We start from the raw sequence: 17,537 nt of genomic DNA, 5'->3' as shown, positions 1-17,537 counted from the left end.
GTACAGGCGCAAGAGTGTGTGCGCACAACAAGGAAACATGCTGGCTGACGAATCCCGGGCACACAGCCGGGGCGCAAGCTGAAAGCAGGAGATCGCATGCCCCGCAATGCCCAGGTCATGATTGCGGCCTCGCTGGCCTTCTTCTTCGTGACGGCGACGACCTTCACGTCGCTGGGCTATGTCCTCTACATCATGGTCGACCAGCTCGGCTGGTCCAAGGCCTCGGCCGGTTTCAGCTTTGCGCTGCTCGGCCTGGCCTGCGGGGTGGCGAGCCCGCTCCCTCCCTACCTGATGAAGAAGATCGGGACACGCCTGACGATGGTGGCGGGCGCGATGGTGCTGGCTGCCGGCTTCCTGATGGCCTCTTTGATCAACGACCTTTCGTTCTTCTTCGTCGCCACCTCGCTGATGGGCGCGGGTTTCACGCTGCTGGCCCCCTCGCCCGCCGTGCACCTTCTCGCCAACTGGTTTCCGCGCACGTCGGCGCGCATGATAGGCTTTTATTTCATGGTGGGCTCCTCGGGCGGGATCGCCGGTCCCCTGATCGTGGGCGCCATCGCCGGAGCGACCGGAGACTGGCGCCTGCACTGGATGGTCATGGCGATCGCCGCCGCCGTGCTGGGGCTGATCTGCCTTGTCGGCATCCGCGACACCGCCCCCATTGCCGACGTCGCGCCGGTGAGCAGTTCGCTCGAACCGCAGGGCGGCTCCCCCGACAGCGGCTTCACGTTCCGCCAGGCGCTGTTCAGCCGCACCTTCCTGATCCTCGCGATGATCCTGACCGTCGTCCAGACGGTGGTCACCGCCACCCATTCGCTGCTCGTCGCGCACATCGCCAACCTCGGCCACGGCGCGGCGCCGGGTGCCATCGCAATGAGCCTGCTCGCCTTTGCCGGAACCGGCACCAAGGGCTTGACCGGCGCTATGTGCGAACGCGTACAGCCTCGCCTGATCCTGATTGCCGGCCTCGCGCTCCAGGCGCTCGCGATGGGCCTGCTCGCCCACGCTCCGGCCGTCATCGTCGCGGTAGGCGCATCCGTCCTGTTCGGCGCGGGCTGGGGCATGGCCTGGCTTTCCGGACACATCCTGCTGCTGCGCTACTTCGGCCCGAAACTGGCCGGCGACATGACCGCAATGGTCACCACCGCGAGCACGCTTGCCGTGTTCGGCCCGATCGGGGCGGGCCGCGTCGCCGACGTCACCGGAACTTATGCCCCGGCGATCGTCGTCTTTGCCGGTTTGCTGCTGGCCGCCGCGATCGGTGCGGTGCTTTTCCTGCGCGCACCGCGCGCCCAGTCCGGCACAATTGCCAGCGCGGACCGCACAGAAACTGCGCTGAAGCTCGAGCCCGCCGAATAAGGGCCGCCCGCCCTCTCTCTGGGCGCGGCGCCAAGAAACAGGACGCCTGAGGGCAAGCCCGGCCAGGCCGTCCGCAATAGCATCGCCGGCGAAACCGGCAGACACGCGCCTCGCGCGCTGCCCACGCGATCACAGACACGGGAACAGGACCGCATGACCATCCTCACCGACCAGTTCTTCGACAGCCTCGCCTCCTCGAAGCTGGACACGCTGGAAGCCGAGACGCTGCCGCGCGAATGCTACGCCAGCGAGGAATTCCACGCCTTCGAGATGGATGCGGTGTTCCAGCACGAATGGCTCTGCGTCGGCCGCGCGGAATGGCTCGAGGAGCCGGGCGACTTCTTCACCGTCAGCCGCGCCGACGAGCCGGTGATCGTGTGCAAGACCCGCGACGGTTCGATCAAGGCGCTGTCCTCGGTCTGCCAGCACCGCGCGATGCTGGTGGCCGAAGGGCACGGCAACACCCGCGCCTTCGTGTGCCCCTACCACCACTGGACTTACGATCTCGACGGCACGCTGGTGGGCGCGCCGGCCATGAGCCGCACCTGCAACTTCGACAAGAAAGCGGCCTCCTTGCCCGAGATCCGACACGAGATCTGGCACGGCTTCGTCTTCATCAACCTCGATCCCGAGGCCGAGCCGCTGACCCCGCGCCTCGCCGCGCTCGAGCCGATCGTCGCCAACTACGATTTCGCCGCGCTGCGCGGCGAGCGGCCCGCCGAACCGACCGTGTTCCCCTGGAACTGGAAGGTCATGCTGGAAAACAACAACGACGGCTACCACGCCAGCCGTCTTCACGCCGGGCCCCTGCACGACTTCATCCCCAGCGGGCTTGCCACCTTCCCCGAAGTCCCGGCAGACAGCGCAGGCTACTATCGCCTGAACGGCACGCTCCACAAGAACGCGGGCTTCAACGCCACGCAGAAGTCGATCTTTCCGGTCTTCCCCAAGCTCACCGAGGAAGAGCAGAACCGCCTGCTCTTCGTCAACCTGCCGCCCAGCCTCAGCCTCGTCGTCCTCAACGACAGCGTCATCTACCTGATCATGGACCCGCGCACCGCCAATTCGCACGCGCTCACCATCGGCACGCTGATGGATCCGCAGGCGATGGAAGACCCGCTTTACGACCTGAAAGTCAAGATGACCGACGAGGCGGTCGAGCGCATCGTCGCGCAGGATTTCCACGTCGACGAGCTGGTCCAGCAGGGGCTTCGCTCCAGGCACGCCCCGCGCGGGCGCTATTCCTGGCAGGAAGGCGCGCAGCGGCTGCTCAACGTCTGGCTGGTCGACCGTTACTGGGCCGAATGGGACCGTCGGCGCGGCCCTTCCGCCCCGGTCACGCGCCTGCGCGCGAGCACTGGCGGCTGAACCTCATCCCTTCTGGGATACCCTCCCAACCCTGCGGCGTCCGGATCGATCCGGGCGCCGCTTCTTTTTGACCGCGCCAGGCTCCGGCGTGAGCGATCAAGCTTTCATGCGCGCCGCGCGCAGCCTTGCCCGGAGCCGCGCCGCTACCCATCGCCCCACGCATTAGGGAGCACACGCATGACGAACAGCCTGATCTTCTTCGACATTCCCAGCGACGATCCGAACGCTGCGGGCAGATTCTACGCCGAAGTCTTCGGCTGGGAGGACGATCCGCGCCTGGGCGGGGCCTATCACCGCATGGTTCCGGGCGGAATGTTCGCGAACCCCGACGGCTCGGACAGCGAGATCGGCAACCTGCACATGGGCATCGGCGACGTCGCCAACATGCGCCCGCACCCCGCCCCCGAAGGCATCGAGCCGCGCACCCCCGCCAGCGGCGGCCGGGGCCCACGCATCTGGGTCCTGATCGGCGACGACGACACGCCCGAACGCATCCTCGCCACCGCCGAAAAGCTTGGAGCGACCGTCTTGTGGCGCAACCATTACTGGGCAGAATTCAACGGCCTCAACCATTGCTTCGTGGACCCCTGGGGCAACCACATCATGCTCTGGGGCAAGGCCGGCAAGCCGCCGGTGATCCCCGAGGACTACACCCGCGAATAGGCGCGTCGCCCGGTGCGGGCCTCGTGGGTGCTGGAGCCTCGCGACAAGTTCTTGTGCGCAAGACTCCAAGACCGCGAGGCCCCCTCGCCATAGCTCTGTTCGCGTCAACCGCATCCGCCACGCCTTCGGGGAACCCGGCGCGGCCAGCCAGGAGCACCGCACTGAAATGAGCCGACTTCCGATCGTCTTCTTCGGACATGGCAGCCCGATGGTCGCGCTCGAACAGAGCGAAGTGACGCGCCAGTGGAAGGCAATGGCGGACCGCATCGGCAAGCCCAAGGCGATCCTGTGCATCTCGGCGCATTGGCAGACCCGGGGCACTGCGGTCACCGCCATGCCGCAGCCGCGCACGATCCACGACTTCGGTGCCTTCCCGCAGGCTCTGTTCGACATGCAGTACCCCGCGCCCGGCGATCCCGAGCTGGCCGCGCGCGTCGCCGAGCTGCTCGCCCCGATGCCGGTCAAGCTGGACAACGGCTGGGGCTTCGACCACGGCACCTGGACGGTGCTGGTCCACGCCTATCCCGAGGCCGACGTGCCCGTGATCCAGCTCGGCATGGACCTTGCCAAGACGCCGCAGCAGCATTTCGACGTCGGCCGCGCCCTGCGCCCCTTGCGCGACGAAGGCGTGCTGATCATGGCGACGGGCAACATCGTCCACAACCTGCCCGCGATGGACTGGGGCAACCCGGCCGCCACGCCCTACCCCTGGGCGCAAGGATTCAACGACACGATGTGCGAGGCGATTGCCAAAGACACGCCGCAGACCGTGATCGATTACGAGACACTGGGCGATGCGGCGCGCTATTCGGTGCCTTCCTCGGATCACTTCCTGCCGCTGCTCTATTTCCTGGGCGCGCGCCACGAGGGCGAGATGGCCGAATTCGCCCCCCACTTCATCCAGCACAAGTCGCTCTCGATGACGAGCGTGCTGATCGGCGCGGACTGACCCCGCGCGCAGCCGTCCCGCATCCGATCACTTCCGCATTTTCAGGCCTAGAGGAGTTTCGATGGCCCTCATCAATCCGAAGTCCGAATCCGCCCGGCTCTCCACCCTGCCCGGCGCCCTGCACCACCTGAAGGCCACTCCCGAGACCGTCCACTGGGGCTATTTCTCGCCCGAGCTCAAGCCCGTCCTCACCGTCAAGAGCGGCGATCTCATCCACGCCGAAGCCATCACGCACCACGCGGGCGACGATCCCGACCTGATGTTCGACGAGAACATCAAGCGCATCTTCACCGAGATCGACCCGACCACCCGCGCGCCGGGCTGCCACATCATGACCGGCCCGATCTACGTCGAGGGCGCGGAGCCGGGCGACATGCTGGAAGTGCGCTATTTCGAGATGAAGCCGCGGCACAACTACGGCTCGAACCTCCAGGCCAACTGGGGCCATCTCTACGAGGAATTCGACAAGACCGAGCGGGTGACGATCTACAAGCTCGATCCCAACGCGATGACCGCCTCGGCGCTCTACGCCTATGACGTGGAAGGCGTCTACACGACGCCGGGCCGGATCACCCATTGCCCCGAATGCGACCGTTCGCCGGCGCTGCCCGGCATCACCCTGCCCGCGCGCCCGCACCTGGGCACCGCAGGTGTCGCACCAGCCGTCAACGAGCCCGTCAGCACGATCCCGCCCGGCCTTCACGGCGGCAACATCGACAACTGGCGGATTGGTGCAGGCGCCAAGATGTACTACCCGGTGCAGGTCAAGGGCGGCCTCTTCTCGATCGGCGATCCCCACGTCAGCCAGGGCGACGGCGAGATCAGCGGCACCGCGATCGAAAGCTCGCTCGACGTCCTGTTCCAGATCATCCTCAGGAAGGACTTCGCCTTCCCCTCGCCGCTGCTGGAGACGCCCGACTGCTGGATCGTCCACGGCTTCGGCGAGGACCTCGACGTCGCCATGAAGAACGCCGCACTCGACATGATGCACCTCCTGACCGAACACCAGGGCCTCTCGCGCCATGACAGCTATTCGCTGATGAGCGTCGCCTCGGACTTCGGCGTGACCCAGGTCGTCGACGGCACGCAAGGCATTCACTGCCGCATCGAACGCCGGATCTTTCCCGAAAAGGGAACCGTGATCGACCCGCAATGAGGCCTCTGTCGGAGAGAGACGATGAGCTATGAAACGATCGAGGTGCGCCCCGTCACCAGGCGGATCGGTGCCGAGATCTTCGGGGTCGATCTGCGCCAGCCGCTCGGCAACCAGACCTACGCCGAAATCCGCGAGGCGCTGCTCGCGCACCAGGTGGTGTTCTTCCGCGAGCAGGAGATAGACCACGAAGCGCACCTGGCGTTTGGCCGGGCCTTCGGAAACCTGCACCGCCACTCGGCCGTGAAGGGCATCGCGGACTACCCCCAGATCGTCCAGATCCACGCCGATGCAGACAGCAAGTACATCGCGGGCGACAACTGGCACTCGGACCTCTCGTGCGATCCCGAGCCGCCGATGGGCTCGATCCTCTACCTGCACACTTTGCCCGAGGACGGCGGCGACACGCTGTTTTCCAGCATGTACGCCGCCTACGAGGCTCTGTCCGAACCGATGAAGAAATTCCTCGAGCCGCTCACTGCGGTCCATGATGCGAACCCGGTCTACAAGGCGATCTTCCCCGACATCGACAAGCGCTACGAGTGCAACACGCACCCGGTCATCCGCACCCATCCCGAGACCGGACGCAAGCTGCTCTTCGTCAACTCGTCCTACACCACCAGGATCAACGAGCTGTCGAAGGCCGAGAGCGACGCGGTGCTGCGCTGCCTCTACGACCACGTGAAGGATCCCAATTTCCAGGTCCGCTTCCGCTGGCAGCCGCATTCGATCGCGTTCTGGGACAATCGCTGCACGCAGCACTTCGCCGTCTGGGACTACTTTCCCGAGACGCGTTCGGGCTACCGGGTCACAATCGCGGGAGACAAGCCGTTCTGACGCGCATCCTCGCGGGCCTCCTGCTGGCGGGCGGCATGCTCGCCAGTTCGCCGGCCTGTGCGACAACGCCCGCCCCTGCGGCCGCGCGCGCGGCACTCCAGGCCGAGCTCGAAGGCATGGTCGCCGATGGGACCTTGCCCCAGGCGCTCGTCCTGATCGAGCAGCACGGCATCCCGCTGGCCGAGATCGCCACCGGCTATTCCAACGTCGCGCGCAAGACCCCGGTTCGGCGCGATGCGCTGTTCCGGCTCTATTCGATGTCCAAGCCGATCACGACCGTCGCCGTGATGCAGCTGGTCGAACAGGGCAAGCTTGCGCTCGATACGCCGGTCGGTTCGGTCCTTCCCGCGCTGGACAACCTTGAAGTCTGGGACGGCAGCGCGGCCTATCCGCCGCGCACGGTGCCCACGCGGCGCCCGGTGACGATCCTCGACCTGCTCACCCACACATCGGGGATCACCTATGAATTCATGGGCGATACCCCGGTCCATCGCTTCTACCGCGAACACGGCGTCGGGCGCGTGACGCAGGCCACCAGCGGCAAGGCCCAGGCAGAGCCCGCCCATACGCTCGACGAACTGGTAGAGCGGCTCGGCACTGCCCCCCTGCTGCACCAGCCGGGCGGTCCCTTCAGCTATGGCTTCTCGACGACGGTGCTGGGCGCGGTGGTCGCAAAGGTCTCAGGGCAAAGCCTCGATGCCTATCTCGAGGAGCACATCTTCGCGCCGCTCGAGATGACCGACACGACCTTCGTGGTGAGCGAGGAGCAGGCCTCCCGGCTCGTCACCGGCTATGCCGCGAGTGCGCAGGGCCTGGTCGCCGTCGATGAGCCCCGAACGTCCGAATACCGCGACCCAGCGCGCCTGCGCGATGGCGGGGGCGCACTCGCGGGTACGCTCGAGGACTATCGCCACTTCGCCGAAATGCTGGCCAGACGGGGCACCTGGCATGCAAAGCGCCTGCTGTCACAGGCTTCGGTCGAGGCCATGTTCCACCCGCGCCTGCGCACCGGCGGGGGCGAACACCTCGACAGTGCCTTCGGCCTTGGCCTTGCCATCGGCGATGCCGGGACCGAGGCGCGCGGCGGCTTGCCGGTGGGCGCGGGAAGCTGGTCCGGCTCGGCCAATACGTACTTCCTCGCCGATCCGGTGCACGACATCGTCGCCATCGTGATGACCAACGAATTGACGAGCGGGCCATTCGAAACACGCACCTGGCAATTGCGCGAGGCGATCGATCGCGCCACAGTAGCACTGACCCAACGCTAAGGCGTGCCCGGTGGGCGGAGGTGTTTGCTCTGCCGCAAGGCAAATCCGCGCCGCTTGCGTTATCCTGCCCCGAGCATCCCGAGGTGCAGTGCCGAACAGGCGCGCGCATCGCGGGATTTTTCGCGTGTTTACCAGCCGAGCCGATATTTCCATGAGCGACCCGAACACTGCCTCCGACACTACCCCCATGCTGTCCCCGCTGCACTTGCGGCTCATCATGGCGCTCGTCACCGGCGCGCTGTTCATGGAAATTCTCGACGCCTCGATCATCATTACCGCACTGCCCAGCATGGCGCGCGACTTCGGGACGAGCGCGGTCGGCCTCAACATCGGCGTGAGCGCCTATCTGCTGACGCTTGGCATCCTCATTCCGGCAAGTGGCTGGGTGGCCGAACGCTTTGGTGCGCGGCGAATCTTCGCGCTGGCCATCGCGCTCTTCACACTCGCCTCGGCGCTCTGCGGACAGGCGAGCAGCCTTCCCGAATTCGTGGCCCTGCGCGTCTTTCAGGGGGCGGCGGGGGCGATGATGGTGCCGGTCGGCCAGGTCATCGTCCTGCAATGCACCCCGCGCGACAAGCTGATGGTGGCGATGTCCAATCTCATCTGGCCGGCGCTGATCGCCCCCGTCGTGGGCCCGCCGATCGGTGGCTTCATCACCCAGCACCTGGGCTGGCACTGGATTTTCTACCTCAACGTGCCGCTCGGCCTGATCGGGCTTGTCGGCGCGTGGAAGCTGGTGCCCGACACCCGCGACGAGAGCGCCCGGCGGCGGTTCGACTGGCGCGGCTTCGCGATCACCGCGCTAGGAACCTTCGCGCTTCTCGCCGGACTCGAATTCCTCGGGGCGAGCGGCCAGGCTTTTGCGCTGGCGATGGTTGGGGGCGGCGTGCTCGTCCTCGGTCTCGCCTATCGCCACATGAAGCGCCATCCCGCCCCGATGGTGCGGCTCGACAACCTGGCCATCGACACCTTCCGCGCGACGATCCGCGGCGGATCTCTCTCGCGCATGGGGATCGCCTGCGTGCCCTTCCTGGTGCCGCTGCTGCTCCAGGTCGGTTTCGGCTACAGCCCGGCAAAAGCCGGCCTCGTGCTCATCGCCCTGTTCGCGGGCAATCTCGCGATGAAGTCGGTGACCACCCCGATCCTGCGCACGTTCGGATATCGGCGCGTGCTGATGGGCTCTTCGGTCGCAGCGTTCCTGGGCATCGCGGGCGGCGCGCTGCTGACGCCCGAGACCCCGGTCGCGCTGATCTGCGCCTTCCTGTTCTTCTCGGGCATGAGCCGCTCGATGCATTTCACGACGCTGGGGACAATGGCCTTCTCGGACATTCCCAAGCCGCAGATGAGCGATGCCACCAGCCTGTTCAACACCAGCGTGCAACTGATGATGGCGAGCGGCATCGCGCTCTCCGCGCTTGCGGTCAAGCTGGGCGCCAGCCTCGGGGAAGGCGGAACGGACCTCGCCTATCGCCTCGCCTTCCTGCCGCTGAGCGTGCTCGCGCTCGCCCCGCTGTTCGAGGGACTGCGCCTACCCCACGATGCCGGCGACAGCTTCGTGGGCCGCAAGTCCGAGGCCTGAGGCGCCGCCCTCAGCGCCCGATGGTGCGCGCTCTGGCGAGGCACCAGCGCCAGACAAGGACCGGCGAACCCGCCAGCAGCAGCACGATCGTGAGCTCGAGCGGCCGACGCACGAGCGCCTCGCCCCCGGCGTAGCCGACGATGACAAGGATCGCGAAGAGCACGACCAGCGTATAGGCGAACGCGGCGAAGATCAGTGCGGCAGCGGCGAGTCTGGGTCCCATGGCCGCGCCGCTAGCACAACCGCCCGACAGCGGCCAGCGTGCGCGTTGCCGCTGGCGCCGTGTCCGAACCTCAGCTCGTGAACAGCGCCTTGCGGATCACCGCATGGGCGCCGTAGTTGCCGTTGACGACCTGGCTCACCCCGAAGTCAACGCCGACCGAGAGCAGCGAGATCGCCTCGTCCTCGGTCAGTTGCTTCGCGGTCATCAGGAACCGGCGCGCCTTGCGGAATGCATCGCGCATGGCCGCGTCGATCGAGCTCTTCTTGTAGACCTCGCTCTGCGCGTCGGCGCCCAGTTCCTTGAGGTAATCGGGGTGGCTGAAACCCATGATGACCCATTCGGTCTCGGTCTCGATCAGCGGATAGTCGACATCGCGAAGCTGCTCCATCACGCCTTGCGCCTTGTGGTGGACGACCTGGATCAGCGCGGTCATCGAACATTCGATCGCAGTGCCGCACAGTTCGCTGTCGCCTTGCGAGGCGTGCGGATCGCCCAACGACAGGAGCGCACCTTCCACCTGCACGGGCAGGAACACCCGCGCGCCGGGCCCCGTGCGCCAGTTGTCGAGATTTCCGCCAAAACTCGAGGGCGGGACCGAGTCGACGAGACCGGCGTGGTTGGGCGCCACCGCAATCACCCCGAAGTGTGGCCGGATCGGAATTTCCACGTTGCGCAGCACGTCGAAGTTCTTCTCGATCGTCGCGGGATCGACAGGAACGCCGGGATAGTCGTAGCGCGGGTGGACGACACCCGAAGGGTCGGTCTGCTCGGTCCAGCGATAGGAATAGACCGCGTGCGCCATCGCCGGGCGCATGCCGCCTGCCTCGACCTCGTAAATGGTGATGACCTCGCGCTGCTTGGGCTCGGTCAGAAGGTCGTGATAATGGAAGCCCCAATAGGTGGCTGCGTTCGAACCGAAGCACTTGCCGGCAAAGCGCGGGTTTCCGCTGGGCCGGGGTTTGAGGTCGAGGATGCGCACTTCGATGAGGTCGCCCGGCATCGCCCCTTCGATCGCGATCGGCCCGGTGCAGATGTGGACACCGAAGCCCTCGCCGGGGCCCCGCCCGAGCGCACTGGCGTCGATAGGCCCCGCTCCGCGCCGATTCACCGCCTTGCCGTGCTCGTCCCAGTGGAAGACGCTCTCGGCGCCCCCATCACCGTGGACCATGCGTTCGGCGTCGTCGTTGGCGTGGTGGGTGAGCGTCTCGATCGTGACGAAATCGCCCGAACGGATATGCAGCGCGGGCTTCAGGTCCTTGCTGAGATAGCCCCAGTGCACTGTCTCGGGCGAGACCGGCAGATGGTGATGGCGCACCTGCTCGCCTTCGGGCAAGACCGGAGCCGAAGTGCCCGGCACGCTCTCCCCGAGATCACCGGAAGCCGTTTCCGGCTCGTCGGCGCCAGCGCCGGAAGCCGTGGCCTCCTCCTCGTTCGCTTCCTCGGCAACCACCTCGCCGCGTGCAGAGGCCTTGTCCGCACGGGCCGGCTTGCCCCGGCGCAGCAGTTCGACCGCCTCGTGCTCTTGCGGCTGCGCCTTGCGGTATTCGCGCGGAGAGATGCCGTATTGCTCGCGAAAGGCCCGGCTGAACGAAGCGGAATCGTTGAAGCCCCACTCGAACAGGATGTCCGAGATCGACTTCTGGACGTGCAACGGGCTGCGCAAGTCGAGCCGGCAACGTTCGAGCCTTCGCACCTTCACGTAGTGCCCGAAACTGTCGTTGATCGATTCGAACAGCTTCTGGAGGTAGCGCGGCGAGATCCCGTGCTCGGCGGCGACCTGCTGGTAGTTGAGATCGGGATCGGAAAGGCGGATCTCGATCGTCTGGAAGATGCGCTCGAGCAGCGCGGCGCGCATGCCGGCCGCGCCGCCCAGCGCCTTGGGCGGCGCGTTGTCGAGCAGGCTGGTGACGAGGAATTCGGGGAACGCCAGTTCCACCGGCCGGGCCTGGTCGGTGGTGATGTCGTTGATCGTATCGGCGAGCGAACGCAGCATGCCGGCGAAGATACGTGCCGTGCCGGTGTCGGTCGCGATCTTGCGCGGCGCGGCGCCCACCGGGGCTTTCAGGCGCGCGGTCAGTTCGCTGTGCGGGACCTGGACGATGAGCGTGCGGTTGTCGCCGGTGAAGGAGAGCTGCACCGGCGCGTTGCCCTGCCCGCAGATCAGCTCGCCGTCGGACAGGCGCAGTTCCTGCTGGGCATCACGCATCGTCGCGCTGCCATCGAGCAGCATCGCCACCCAGTAGGTCTGGGGTTGCTCGCGAAAATCGATGGTCCAGGTCTGCGCGGTGCCGGTGACGCGGATGAAGCTGATCCCGGTGCTGGCGCGAAACTGGATCAATTCGCCGTAGAGCGTGTTCTCGTCGGCCTCGTCGAGCGTGAGCGAAAGGCGCCCGAGCGCGAAGCGCCAGGCGTCACGCCGCTGTTCCTTAGGGTAGACATTCGTAGTTATGCGCAAAGGATATCCACCCGCATTCGGTCCGGCGCCAAGCCGGTCCCCATCTCGTCATCAGCGACCATGACGCCATGGCTAACCCGCTCTGCCCTATACGGCAAGCAGCCCCGCGACCGTTTTAGTCAGGTGTCAAAAGGCCTTGCCACATCGCCATAGACGCTGGTGGCGCCGCCCGCCTCGGGCGCCGTGCCGCGTCCGCACACCGCCAGCATCGTCAGCGCATAGACAAGCGCGCTCGACGCCATGTCGGCAGGCGTCGGACGCCAGCGCGGCATGCCGGTGGTAACGGCCGGGATGCGGTGCATGTTGAAGACATTGTGGTCGCGCCACATGCTCGAGTAGACCGGATGCGCCACTTCCAGCGCGCTCCCGCGTGCAAGGCGCGTCGCCGCATCGACTGCACCGGTGAGTATGGCCACTTCCTCAGCGCGCGCCTCGAAGCCGTGGCGCACCACCACCGGCTCGACGTCGAAGCTCTCCACCGCCAGGCCGCGCATCGCGGCCATGATCCCGTGCATCGCCTCGGCCGCCTTCTGGCGCGGATTGAGCCCCACTTCGAGATAGAGCGCGCAAATCTCGGTGCCCGCCCCGAAGTCGGTCGGCATGCCGCCGCGCACCGAGGCGATCTGCACCTTGGGGCAGACCCGCCCGCTGGCCGTCTCGAGCACCGAGGCGCCTTCCCAGGACAACCCCCAGGCGTGGAGCGCCTCGATCACCGGGCCCAGGCGGTAGATCGGGTTGGGATGATCGATAGCGCGTGCGGGCGCCTCGAGGATCGGCGTGAACATGCCCTGCCCGAAAATGCGCACCCGGAACACGGCATAGCCCGAACCCTGCCAGGTGAGGCCGAAATCGGTGCCTTCGGCCGCAATCGCATAGTCGGGCGCGACGCCGCCGTGGTGGAACAGGTAATGCGCGCCGATGTCCTTGCCGAGGTAGTCGATGCCGGAAAATTCCTCGATCGGCTCGGGTCCGATCTCGCCAGGGCACGCGGTGAGCCAGGTCTTTCCGGCAAGTCCGATGCCCGCTTTCCTCAGCGCCTTGGCCGCGATCAGGAAGCAGGCCATGGGCCCGCGGTCGTTGGAGATCGGGAAACCGCGCAGGCGCCCCTCCTCGTCGAGCCAGCAATTTGTCCATTCGGGATCGGCCAGCGTACTGTCACGATAGCGGAAGCGGTCCTGATCGCGGTTCCCGCTCGGGCTCTCGGTATCGAGGTGCGCGGTGAACAGCAGATTCGCCCCCGGCGCGGTGCCGCCGTATTCGCCAATGACATTGGGCCGCTCGGGCGTCGCGCCCACCTTGCGTGGATTGAACCCCTCGCGCGCCATCCAGTCGTGGACGAACTCGGCCGCCGCCCGTTCCTCACGCGAACGGCTGGGAATGTTGCCCAGCGTCAGTGCCAGTTCGACGAGCTCGTCGGTGTCGATCGCGGCGGCGATGGCCGCACGCTCCTCCTCGGATACCGCGTAAGGCGCCGCCGTGGGGTCGGCAAAGGCGGGCGTGGCAGCGGGCATCTGGGCCAAGCGGGTCGATCCTGTCATGTGATGGGCAGCGCGGGTCAATGGCATGGCACGGCGAGCGCGCCGGTGGAAGGCGCCTCGTCCTCGCCATACCGCGGCAGGAGCATGAGCAGCGCCATGCCGGTCGCCAGCGCGCCGCCCACGCCGATCAGCGCCGGGCGATAGGAGTGGACACTGTCGAACACGAGGTCGAGCAGGATCGGCGTCACGCCCTGCGCGGCGATCACCGCGGAATACATCGCGCCGATGATCGCACCGAAATGGCGAACCCCGAAGTAGCGGGCGATGAAGTAGGGCAAGGCACCGTATTGCGCGCCCATGCCGACGCCAAGCAGCACGCCCGCAAAGATCAGCACCGGCGTCCCCTGCCCGAATTCGAGCAAGGCAAGGCCCACGATCGCAATGCCGTACATCGGCACCGCCACGCGCGGGGTCTGGATGCGGTCCATGATCCGCCCGGTCGCGACCTGCCAACCCGACGTCGCTAGCGCGAAGACACTGACCACCGCCGTGCCACTCGCCACCGAGACACCGCGATCGCCCAGGATCGGGACGACGTGGCTGAACACCGCCGTGGTGCCCCCCGCACCGGCCGCGACCGCAACGAGGACCAGCCAGAACGAAGGCCGACGCATCGCCTCGGCAAGGGTCAGACCCTCGCGCGCGGCCTGCGGTCCGGCATGCCCCGAAGCCCCGTCCCGATCGCGCAGGAACAGCGCAAGCAAGGGCAGCGCGAGGACCAGGATGAAGGCACCGATCCCGAAATAGCCCGCGCGCCAGCCCCAGGCGCCGACCAGCACCGCGGCGAGCACCGGCATGATCACCGAACCGATGCCACACCCGCCCCCCGCACTCACGCCCAGTGCAGTGCCCCGGTTCTCCTCGAACCAGTCGGCAACGACCTTCTGGTAGATCGGCGTGCCGCACATCGCGGCGAAAAGCGAAAGCACCGCGAAGGTCGCGTAGAACTGGAGGAGACTGCCGCTCGTCAACCCAAGCGCCGCGATCGAGAGGGCAAGCCCGACGGCCCCGGTCAACAGCGTGCGCCGCGCGCCCACCCGGTCAACATGGCGCCCGATCACGGGGTAGCTGACCGCGCAAACGAGCGCGAGCACGCCGAGCACGCCCGAAATGCTGGCCCGGGCCCAGCCGAAGCTTTCCGAAAGCGGCACCAGGAACAGCCCGAAGACAGCGTGCACCGCCGGCGTCACACTGACGCTGTTGCCCAGGGTACAGGCGAAGAGAACCGTCCCCCTCCCCTTGGTGGCCGTGGCTTCGCGTGGGGTCATGGGCATTCGCCTTTCGGGCTGTCGGAAAATGGATCGCCGAGCGCGCCCGAGGACGAGGCGCGCGGCAGGCGCATCAGGAAAGCACCTCGAGCACGGCCGCGCTGGTGGCGAGCAGACCGATGTTCTGCGAAAGCACTTCGAGCGTGCCCGTGTGCAGATGCGGCTCGTAGGCGGCGCAGGCATCGCTGAGGAGGAACACGTTGTAGCCCTTGTGGAAGGCCGTGCGCGCGGTGCTGTCGACGCAACATTCGGTGGTGATGCCGGTCATGAGCAGCGTGTCGATCCCGCGCGCGCGCAACTGGGCGTCGAAATCGGTCTCGTGGAAGCTGTCGAAGAGGCGCTTCTCGATCTCGATGTCGCCGGGTTCAGGCGCGATGCGGTAATAGTCCGCCCCGCCGCCCTCGGCCCGGCAAATCGCCTCGCCGCCCGGCATGCCGCGCCGCTCCATCAAGGTCTTGAGCGCGGCGGAATCGGTCTCGGGGCGGGTGACGACGCGCATGAACGCGAGCGTCATGCCCGCCTCGCGCGCGGCCGCGATCAGTTCCTCGATGCGATCGATCACCGCCTCGATCGGGGCAAGGTCGTCGCAGAAAGTCGCCGCGAGGCCCTGGGGCGCGGCGAAGTCGACCTGGATGTCCACCACGACGAGCGCGGTTGTCGCAGGGTCGATCATCCCCGCCAGCGCCTGCGCTGCGACGTGCGGCAGTTCGGCGACCTCAGGCATCCGAGCGCACCGCGATCCGGCCGGGGAAGCGTTCGCGCAGCACCGGCAGGACTTCCTTGCCGAACTTGGGAACCCCGGTGAGATAATCGTCGAAGATCAGCATGAGGCCGTCGGTTCCGGCCACTTCGAAAAGCTCGCCGAGCCGCGCCGCGACGGTTTGCGAGGAACCCGCGACGTGCGCGGACATGAAGCTGGAGCGCGCCTTGCGGGTGAAGTCGTTCTCCTTGCCGATCTCGGCATCGAGAAAGCCGTAGGCACGCATCATGCCCTCGAGCGCGCCCTCGTCGAACCCCTCGGCGTAGAGCTTCGCCTTGGCCTCGGCCTCTTCGTCGGTTTCGCCGAGCACGACCGTCATCATCGAATAGGTGCGCACGAAACGGCCAAGGCTCGCCGCATCCGCCTTGGCCTCGCGGCTGGCCTGCGCGAGTTGCGCGTCATCGCTGCCCGAAAGGAAGATCGCGTCCATTTCCTCGGAGGTGAAATGCATGCCCTTGTGCGAGGACCCCGCGCAGACGAGGAACGGACGCTTCTCGGGCTTGGGCCAGGACTGGCAGTCCTCGAGCTTGACGTAAGTCCCGTCCATCGAGACCGAATCCTCGCTCCACAGGCGCTTGATCGCAGTCACCCATTCCTTGGCGAGATCGTAGCGCGCGTCATGGTCGACGCCCTCGGGCCAGGCGCCCATCTGTGCGAATTCGCCCTTGTAGGAACCCGTGACGACGTTGAGCCCGGCGCGCCCGCCCGAGATCTGGTCGAGCGTCGCGATCATCTTGGCGACCACGCCGGGGTTCTGCAGCAGGGTATGGACCGTGCCCCAGGTCTTCACGCGGCTGGTCGCCTCGGCAAGCCCGGCGATGGTCATGACCGAATCGAGCGAGCTGTCCCAATGGTGTGTCTCGCCGCCGTAGCCACGGTACTTGGCCATGGCCATGATGAAATCGAAGCCCGCCTCCTCGGCCAGCACGCCGCACTGGCGGCAATAATCGTAGGAACCGTCGATCTCGGGCTTGTTCTTCGAGATGATCCAGCCGCCGTTGGCGATCGGCAGGAAAATTCCCAGATCCTTGCCGCCGGTGTCGGACGGGATATCGAAATGTGTCGGTTGCAGTTCAGGCATCGGATACCCCCATCATCGCTCTCTCTTGCGCCCTTGGCCTCAAGGTAGGATTACCGAAGAACGGTTCTTGATCGCGGGCGCATGTTCTGTTGCTGGCCCCGATAGCAGATCGGCGACCGCTTCGCGCCGGGGCATCGAAGGCGCGGCGCCATGTGCCAGCGTCGAGAGCGCGGCCGCCGCGCAGGCGAAGGGCACCGCCTCCTCGAGCGAACGCCCCTCGCCGAGCAGCGCCGCCAGCGCGCCGCAGAAACAATCGCCCGCCCCCACGGTATCGACCGGCCGCACCGGAACCGAGGGCACATGCAGCAGCCGCTCCTTGCGCACGACGAGCGCCCCGCCTGCCCCCAGCGTCACGATCGCGGCCTGGTCGTCGCGGCAGAACAGCGTGCGTGCGCGGGCGGCCAGCGCCTCCCATCCGGCGTCCGCGTCCGCGCCAAGACTTGCGATCGGCGCGTAGATGTCGAGTTCGGGGCGGTTGAGGACAAGGATGTCGACATGCGTGAAGAGCGCCTTGGCCTCGATCAGCGCGGGCGCAGTGTTGAGGATGCGCAGTGCCCCGGACTTCGCGAAGAGCTCGGCGAGCGTCGGGATCGGCACTTCGAGCTGCGAGAGCAGCACGCCTTGCCCGACCGGCTCGCAGCCGGCGAGCTTCGCATTGGCGCCCGAGACGACGATGATCTGGTTCTCGCCCAGCGCATCGACCGCGATGTAGGCGGTGCCCGTCGCCTCTTCGGGAAGCGACCGGATGCCGGAGACATCGATGCCCTCGAGGGCGAGGCGCTGGATCATCCACGCGCCCGAATCGTCCTTGCCCACCGCGCCCGTGAAATGCACCTCGGTCCCCATCCGCGCGGCGGCCACTGCCTGGTTGGCACCTTTCCCGCCCGGCAGGCGTGCCGTCGCCTCGGCAAGGACCGTCTCGCCCGGCAGCGGGAGGCGATGGAGTGAAGTAATGATGTCGATGTTGATCGATCCGACGATGTGAACAGCCAAGTCCGCGCCCCGTCCCATTTCTCGAGTTGCCAATGCCAATGCG

At 66.8% G+C, this 17,537-nt stretch carries 15 protein-coding genes; 8 read left to right on the top strand and 7 right to left on the bottom strand.

The annotated features are described in order from the left end of the window. The first annotated feature begins 96 nt into the window (after positions 1–96). From HT136_RS03800 to HT136_RS03765, 8 genes are all read left to right on the top strand, one after another. Positions 97–1,359 (top strand): MFS transporter, encoded by a 1,263-nt coding sequence (locus HT136_RS03800; RefSeq protein ID WP_246543322.1) that lies wholly within the window; start codon positions 97–99, stop codon positions 1,357–1,359. Between the two features lie 153 nt (positions 1,360–1,512). Beyond that, positions 1,513–2,727: an aromatic ring-hydroxylating oxygenase subunit alpha gene (locus HT136_RS03795; protein WP_214197998.1), complete on the top strand. Its 1,215-nt coding sequence runs from the start codon at positions 1,513–1,515 to the stop codon at positions 2,725–2,727. A 177-nt stretch (positions 2,728–2,904) separates the two neighbouring features. Further along, positions 2,905–3,390, top strand: a complete 486-nt coding sequence (locus HT136_RS03790) for a VOC family protein (protein WP_214197996.1) — start codon at positions 2,905–2,907, stop codon at positions 3,388–3,390. Between the two features lie 166 nt (positions 3,391–3,556). Beyond that, positions 3,557–4,339: a 4,5-DOPA-extradiol-dioxygenase gene (gene ygiD / locus HT136_RS03785; RefSeq protein ID WP_214197994.1), complete on the top strand. Its 783-nt coding sequence runs from the start codon at positions 3,557–3,559 to the stop codon at positions 4,337–4,339. A 61-nt stretch (positions 4,340–4,400) separates the two neighbouring features. Continuing rightward, on the top strand, positions 4,401–5,495 hold the full coding sequence (locus tag HT136_RS03780; RefSeq protein WP_214197992.1) for an acetamidase/formamidase family protein: 1,095 nt from the start codon (positions 4,401–4,403) through the stop codon (positions 5,493–5,495). A 21-nt stretch (positions 5,496–5,516) separates the two neighbouring features. After that, positions 5,517–6,329 carry a TauD/TfdA dioxygenase family protein gene (locus HT136_RS03775; protein ID WP_214197983.1) on the top strand — a complete coding sequence of 271 codons (813 nt, stop codon included), beginning with the start codon at positions 5,517–5,519 and terminating at the stop codon, positions 6,327–6,329. A 35-nt stretch (positions 6,330–6,364) separates the two neighbouring features. After that, complete coding sequence (locus HT136_RS03770; protein ID WP_214197982.1) at positions 6,365–7,597, top strand: serine hydrolase domain-containing protein; 1,233 nt, start codon at positions 6,365–6,367, stop codon at positions 7,595–7,597. A 151-nt stretch (positions 7,598–7,748) separates the two neighbouring features. Beyond that, complete coding sequence (locus HT136_RS03765; protein ID WP_214197980.1) at positions 7,749–9,176, top strand: MFS transporter; 1,428 nt, start codon at positions 7,749–7,751, stop codon at positions 9,174–9,176. A 10-nt stretch (positions 9,177–9,186) separates the two neighbouring features. On the opposite strand, the gene HT136_RS03760 is transcribed toward HT136_RS03765, so the two are convergent. From HT136_RS03760 to HT136_RS03730, 7 genes are all read right to left on the bottom strand, one after another. Then, positions 9,187–9,399 carry a hypothetical protein gene (locus tag HT136_RS03760; RefSeq protein WP_214197978.1) on the bottom strand — a complete coding sequence of 71 codons (213 nt, stop codon included), beginning with the start codon at positions 9,397–9,399 and terminating at the stop codon, positions 9,187–9,189. Positions 9,400–9,469: 70 nt separating this feature from the next. Continuing rightward, positions 9,470–11,854 (bottom strand): acetamidase/formamidase family protein, encoded by a 2,385-nt coding sequence (locus HT136_RS03755; RefSeq protein ID WP_214197976.1) that lies wholly within the window; start codon positions 11,852–11,854, stop codon positions 9,470–9,472. Between the two features lie 119 nt (positions 11,855–11,973). Continuing rightward, positions 11,974–13,365 carry a zinc-binding metallopeptidase family protein gene (locus HT136_RS03750; protein WP_214198382.1) on the bottom strand — a complete coding sequence of 464 codons (1,392 nt, stop codon included), beginning with the start codon at positions 13,363–13,365 and terminating at the stop codon, positions 11,974–11,976. Positions 13,366–13,409: 44 nt separating this feature from the next. After that, positions 13,410–14,660 (bottom strand): MFS transporter, encoded by a 1,251-nt coding sequence (locus HT136_RS03745; protein ID WP_246543321.1) that lies wholly within the window; start codon positions 14,658–14,660, stop codon positions 13,410–13,412. Between the two features lie 73 nt (positions 14,661–14,733). After that, positions 14,734–15,384, bottom strand: a complete 651-nt coding sequence (locus HT136_RS03740; RefSeq protein ID WP_214197972.1) for a cysteine hydrolase family protein — start codon at positions 15,382–15,384, stop codon at positions 14,734–14,736. Further along, positions 15,377–16,501 carry an LLM class flavin-dependent oxidoreductase gene (locus HT136_RS03735; RefSeq protein WP_214197970.1) on the bottom strand — a complete coding sequence of 375 codons (1,125 nt, stop codon included), beginning with the start codon at positions 16,499–16,501 and terminating at the stop codon, positions 15,377–15,379. Before HT136_RS03735 ends, HT136_RS03740 begins: the two co-directional genes overlap by 8 nt. Positions 16,502–16,540: 39 nt before the next feature. Further along, positions 16,541–17,494 (bottom strand): ribokinase, encoded by a 954-nt coding sequence (locus HT136_RS03730; RefSeq protein ID WP_246543320.1) that lies wholly within the window; start codon positions 17,492–17,494, stop codon positions 16,541–16,543. Positions 17,495–17,537 lie beyond the last annotated feature (43 nt).

Origin of the sequence: Novosphingobium profundi (assembly GCF_018491765.1) — a bacterium.
GTDB lineage: Bacteria > Pseudomonadota > Alphaproteobacteria > Sphingomonadales > Sphingomonadaceae > Novosphingobium > Novosphingobium profundi.
The sequence above is the reverse complement of the archived record's forward strand: the minus strand, read 5'-3'. Positions and strand labels throughout refer to the sequence as shown.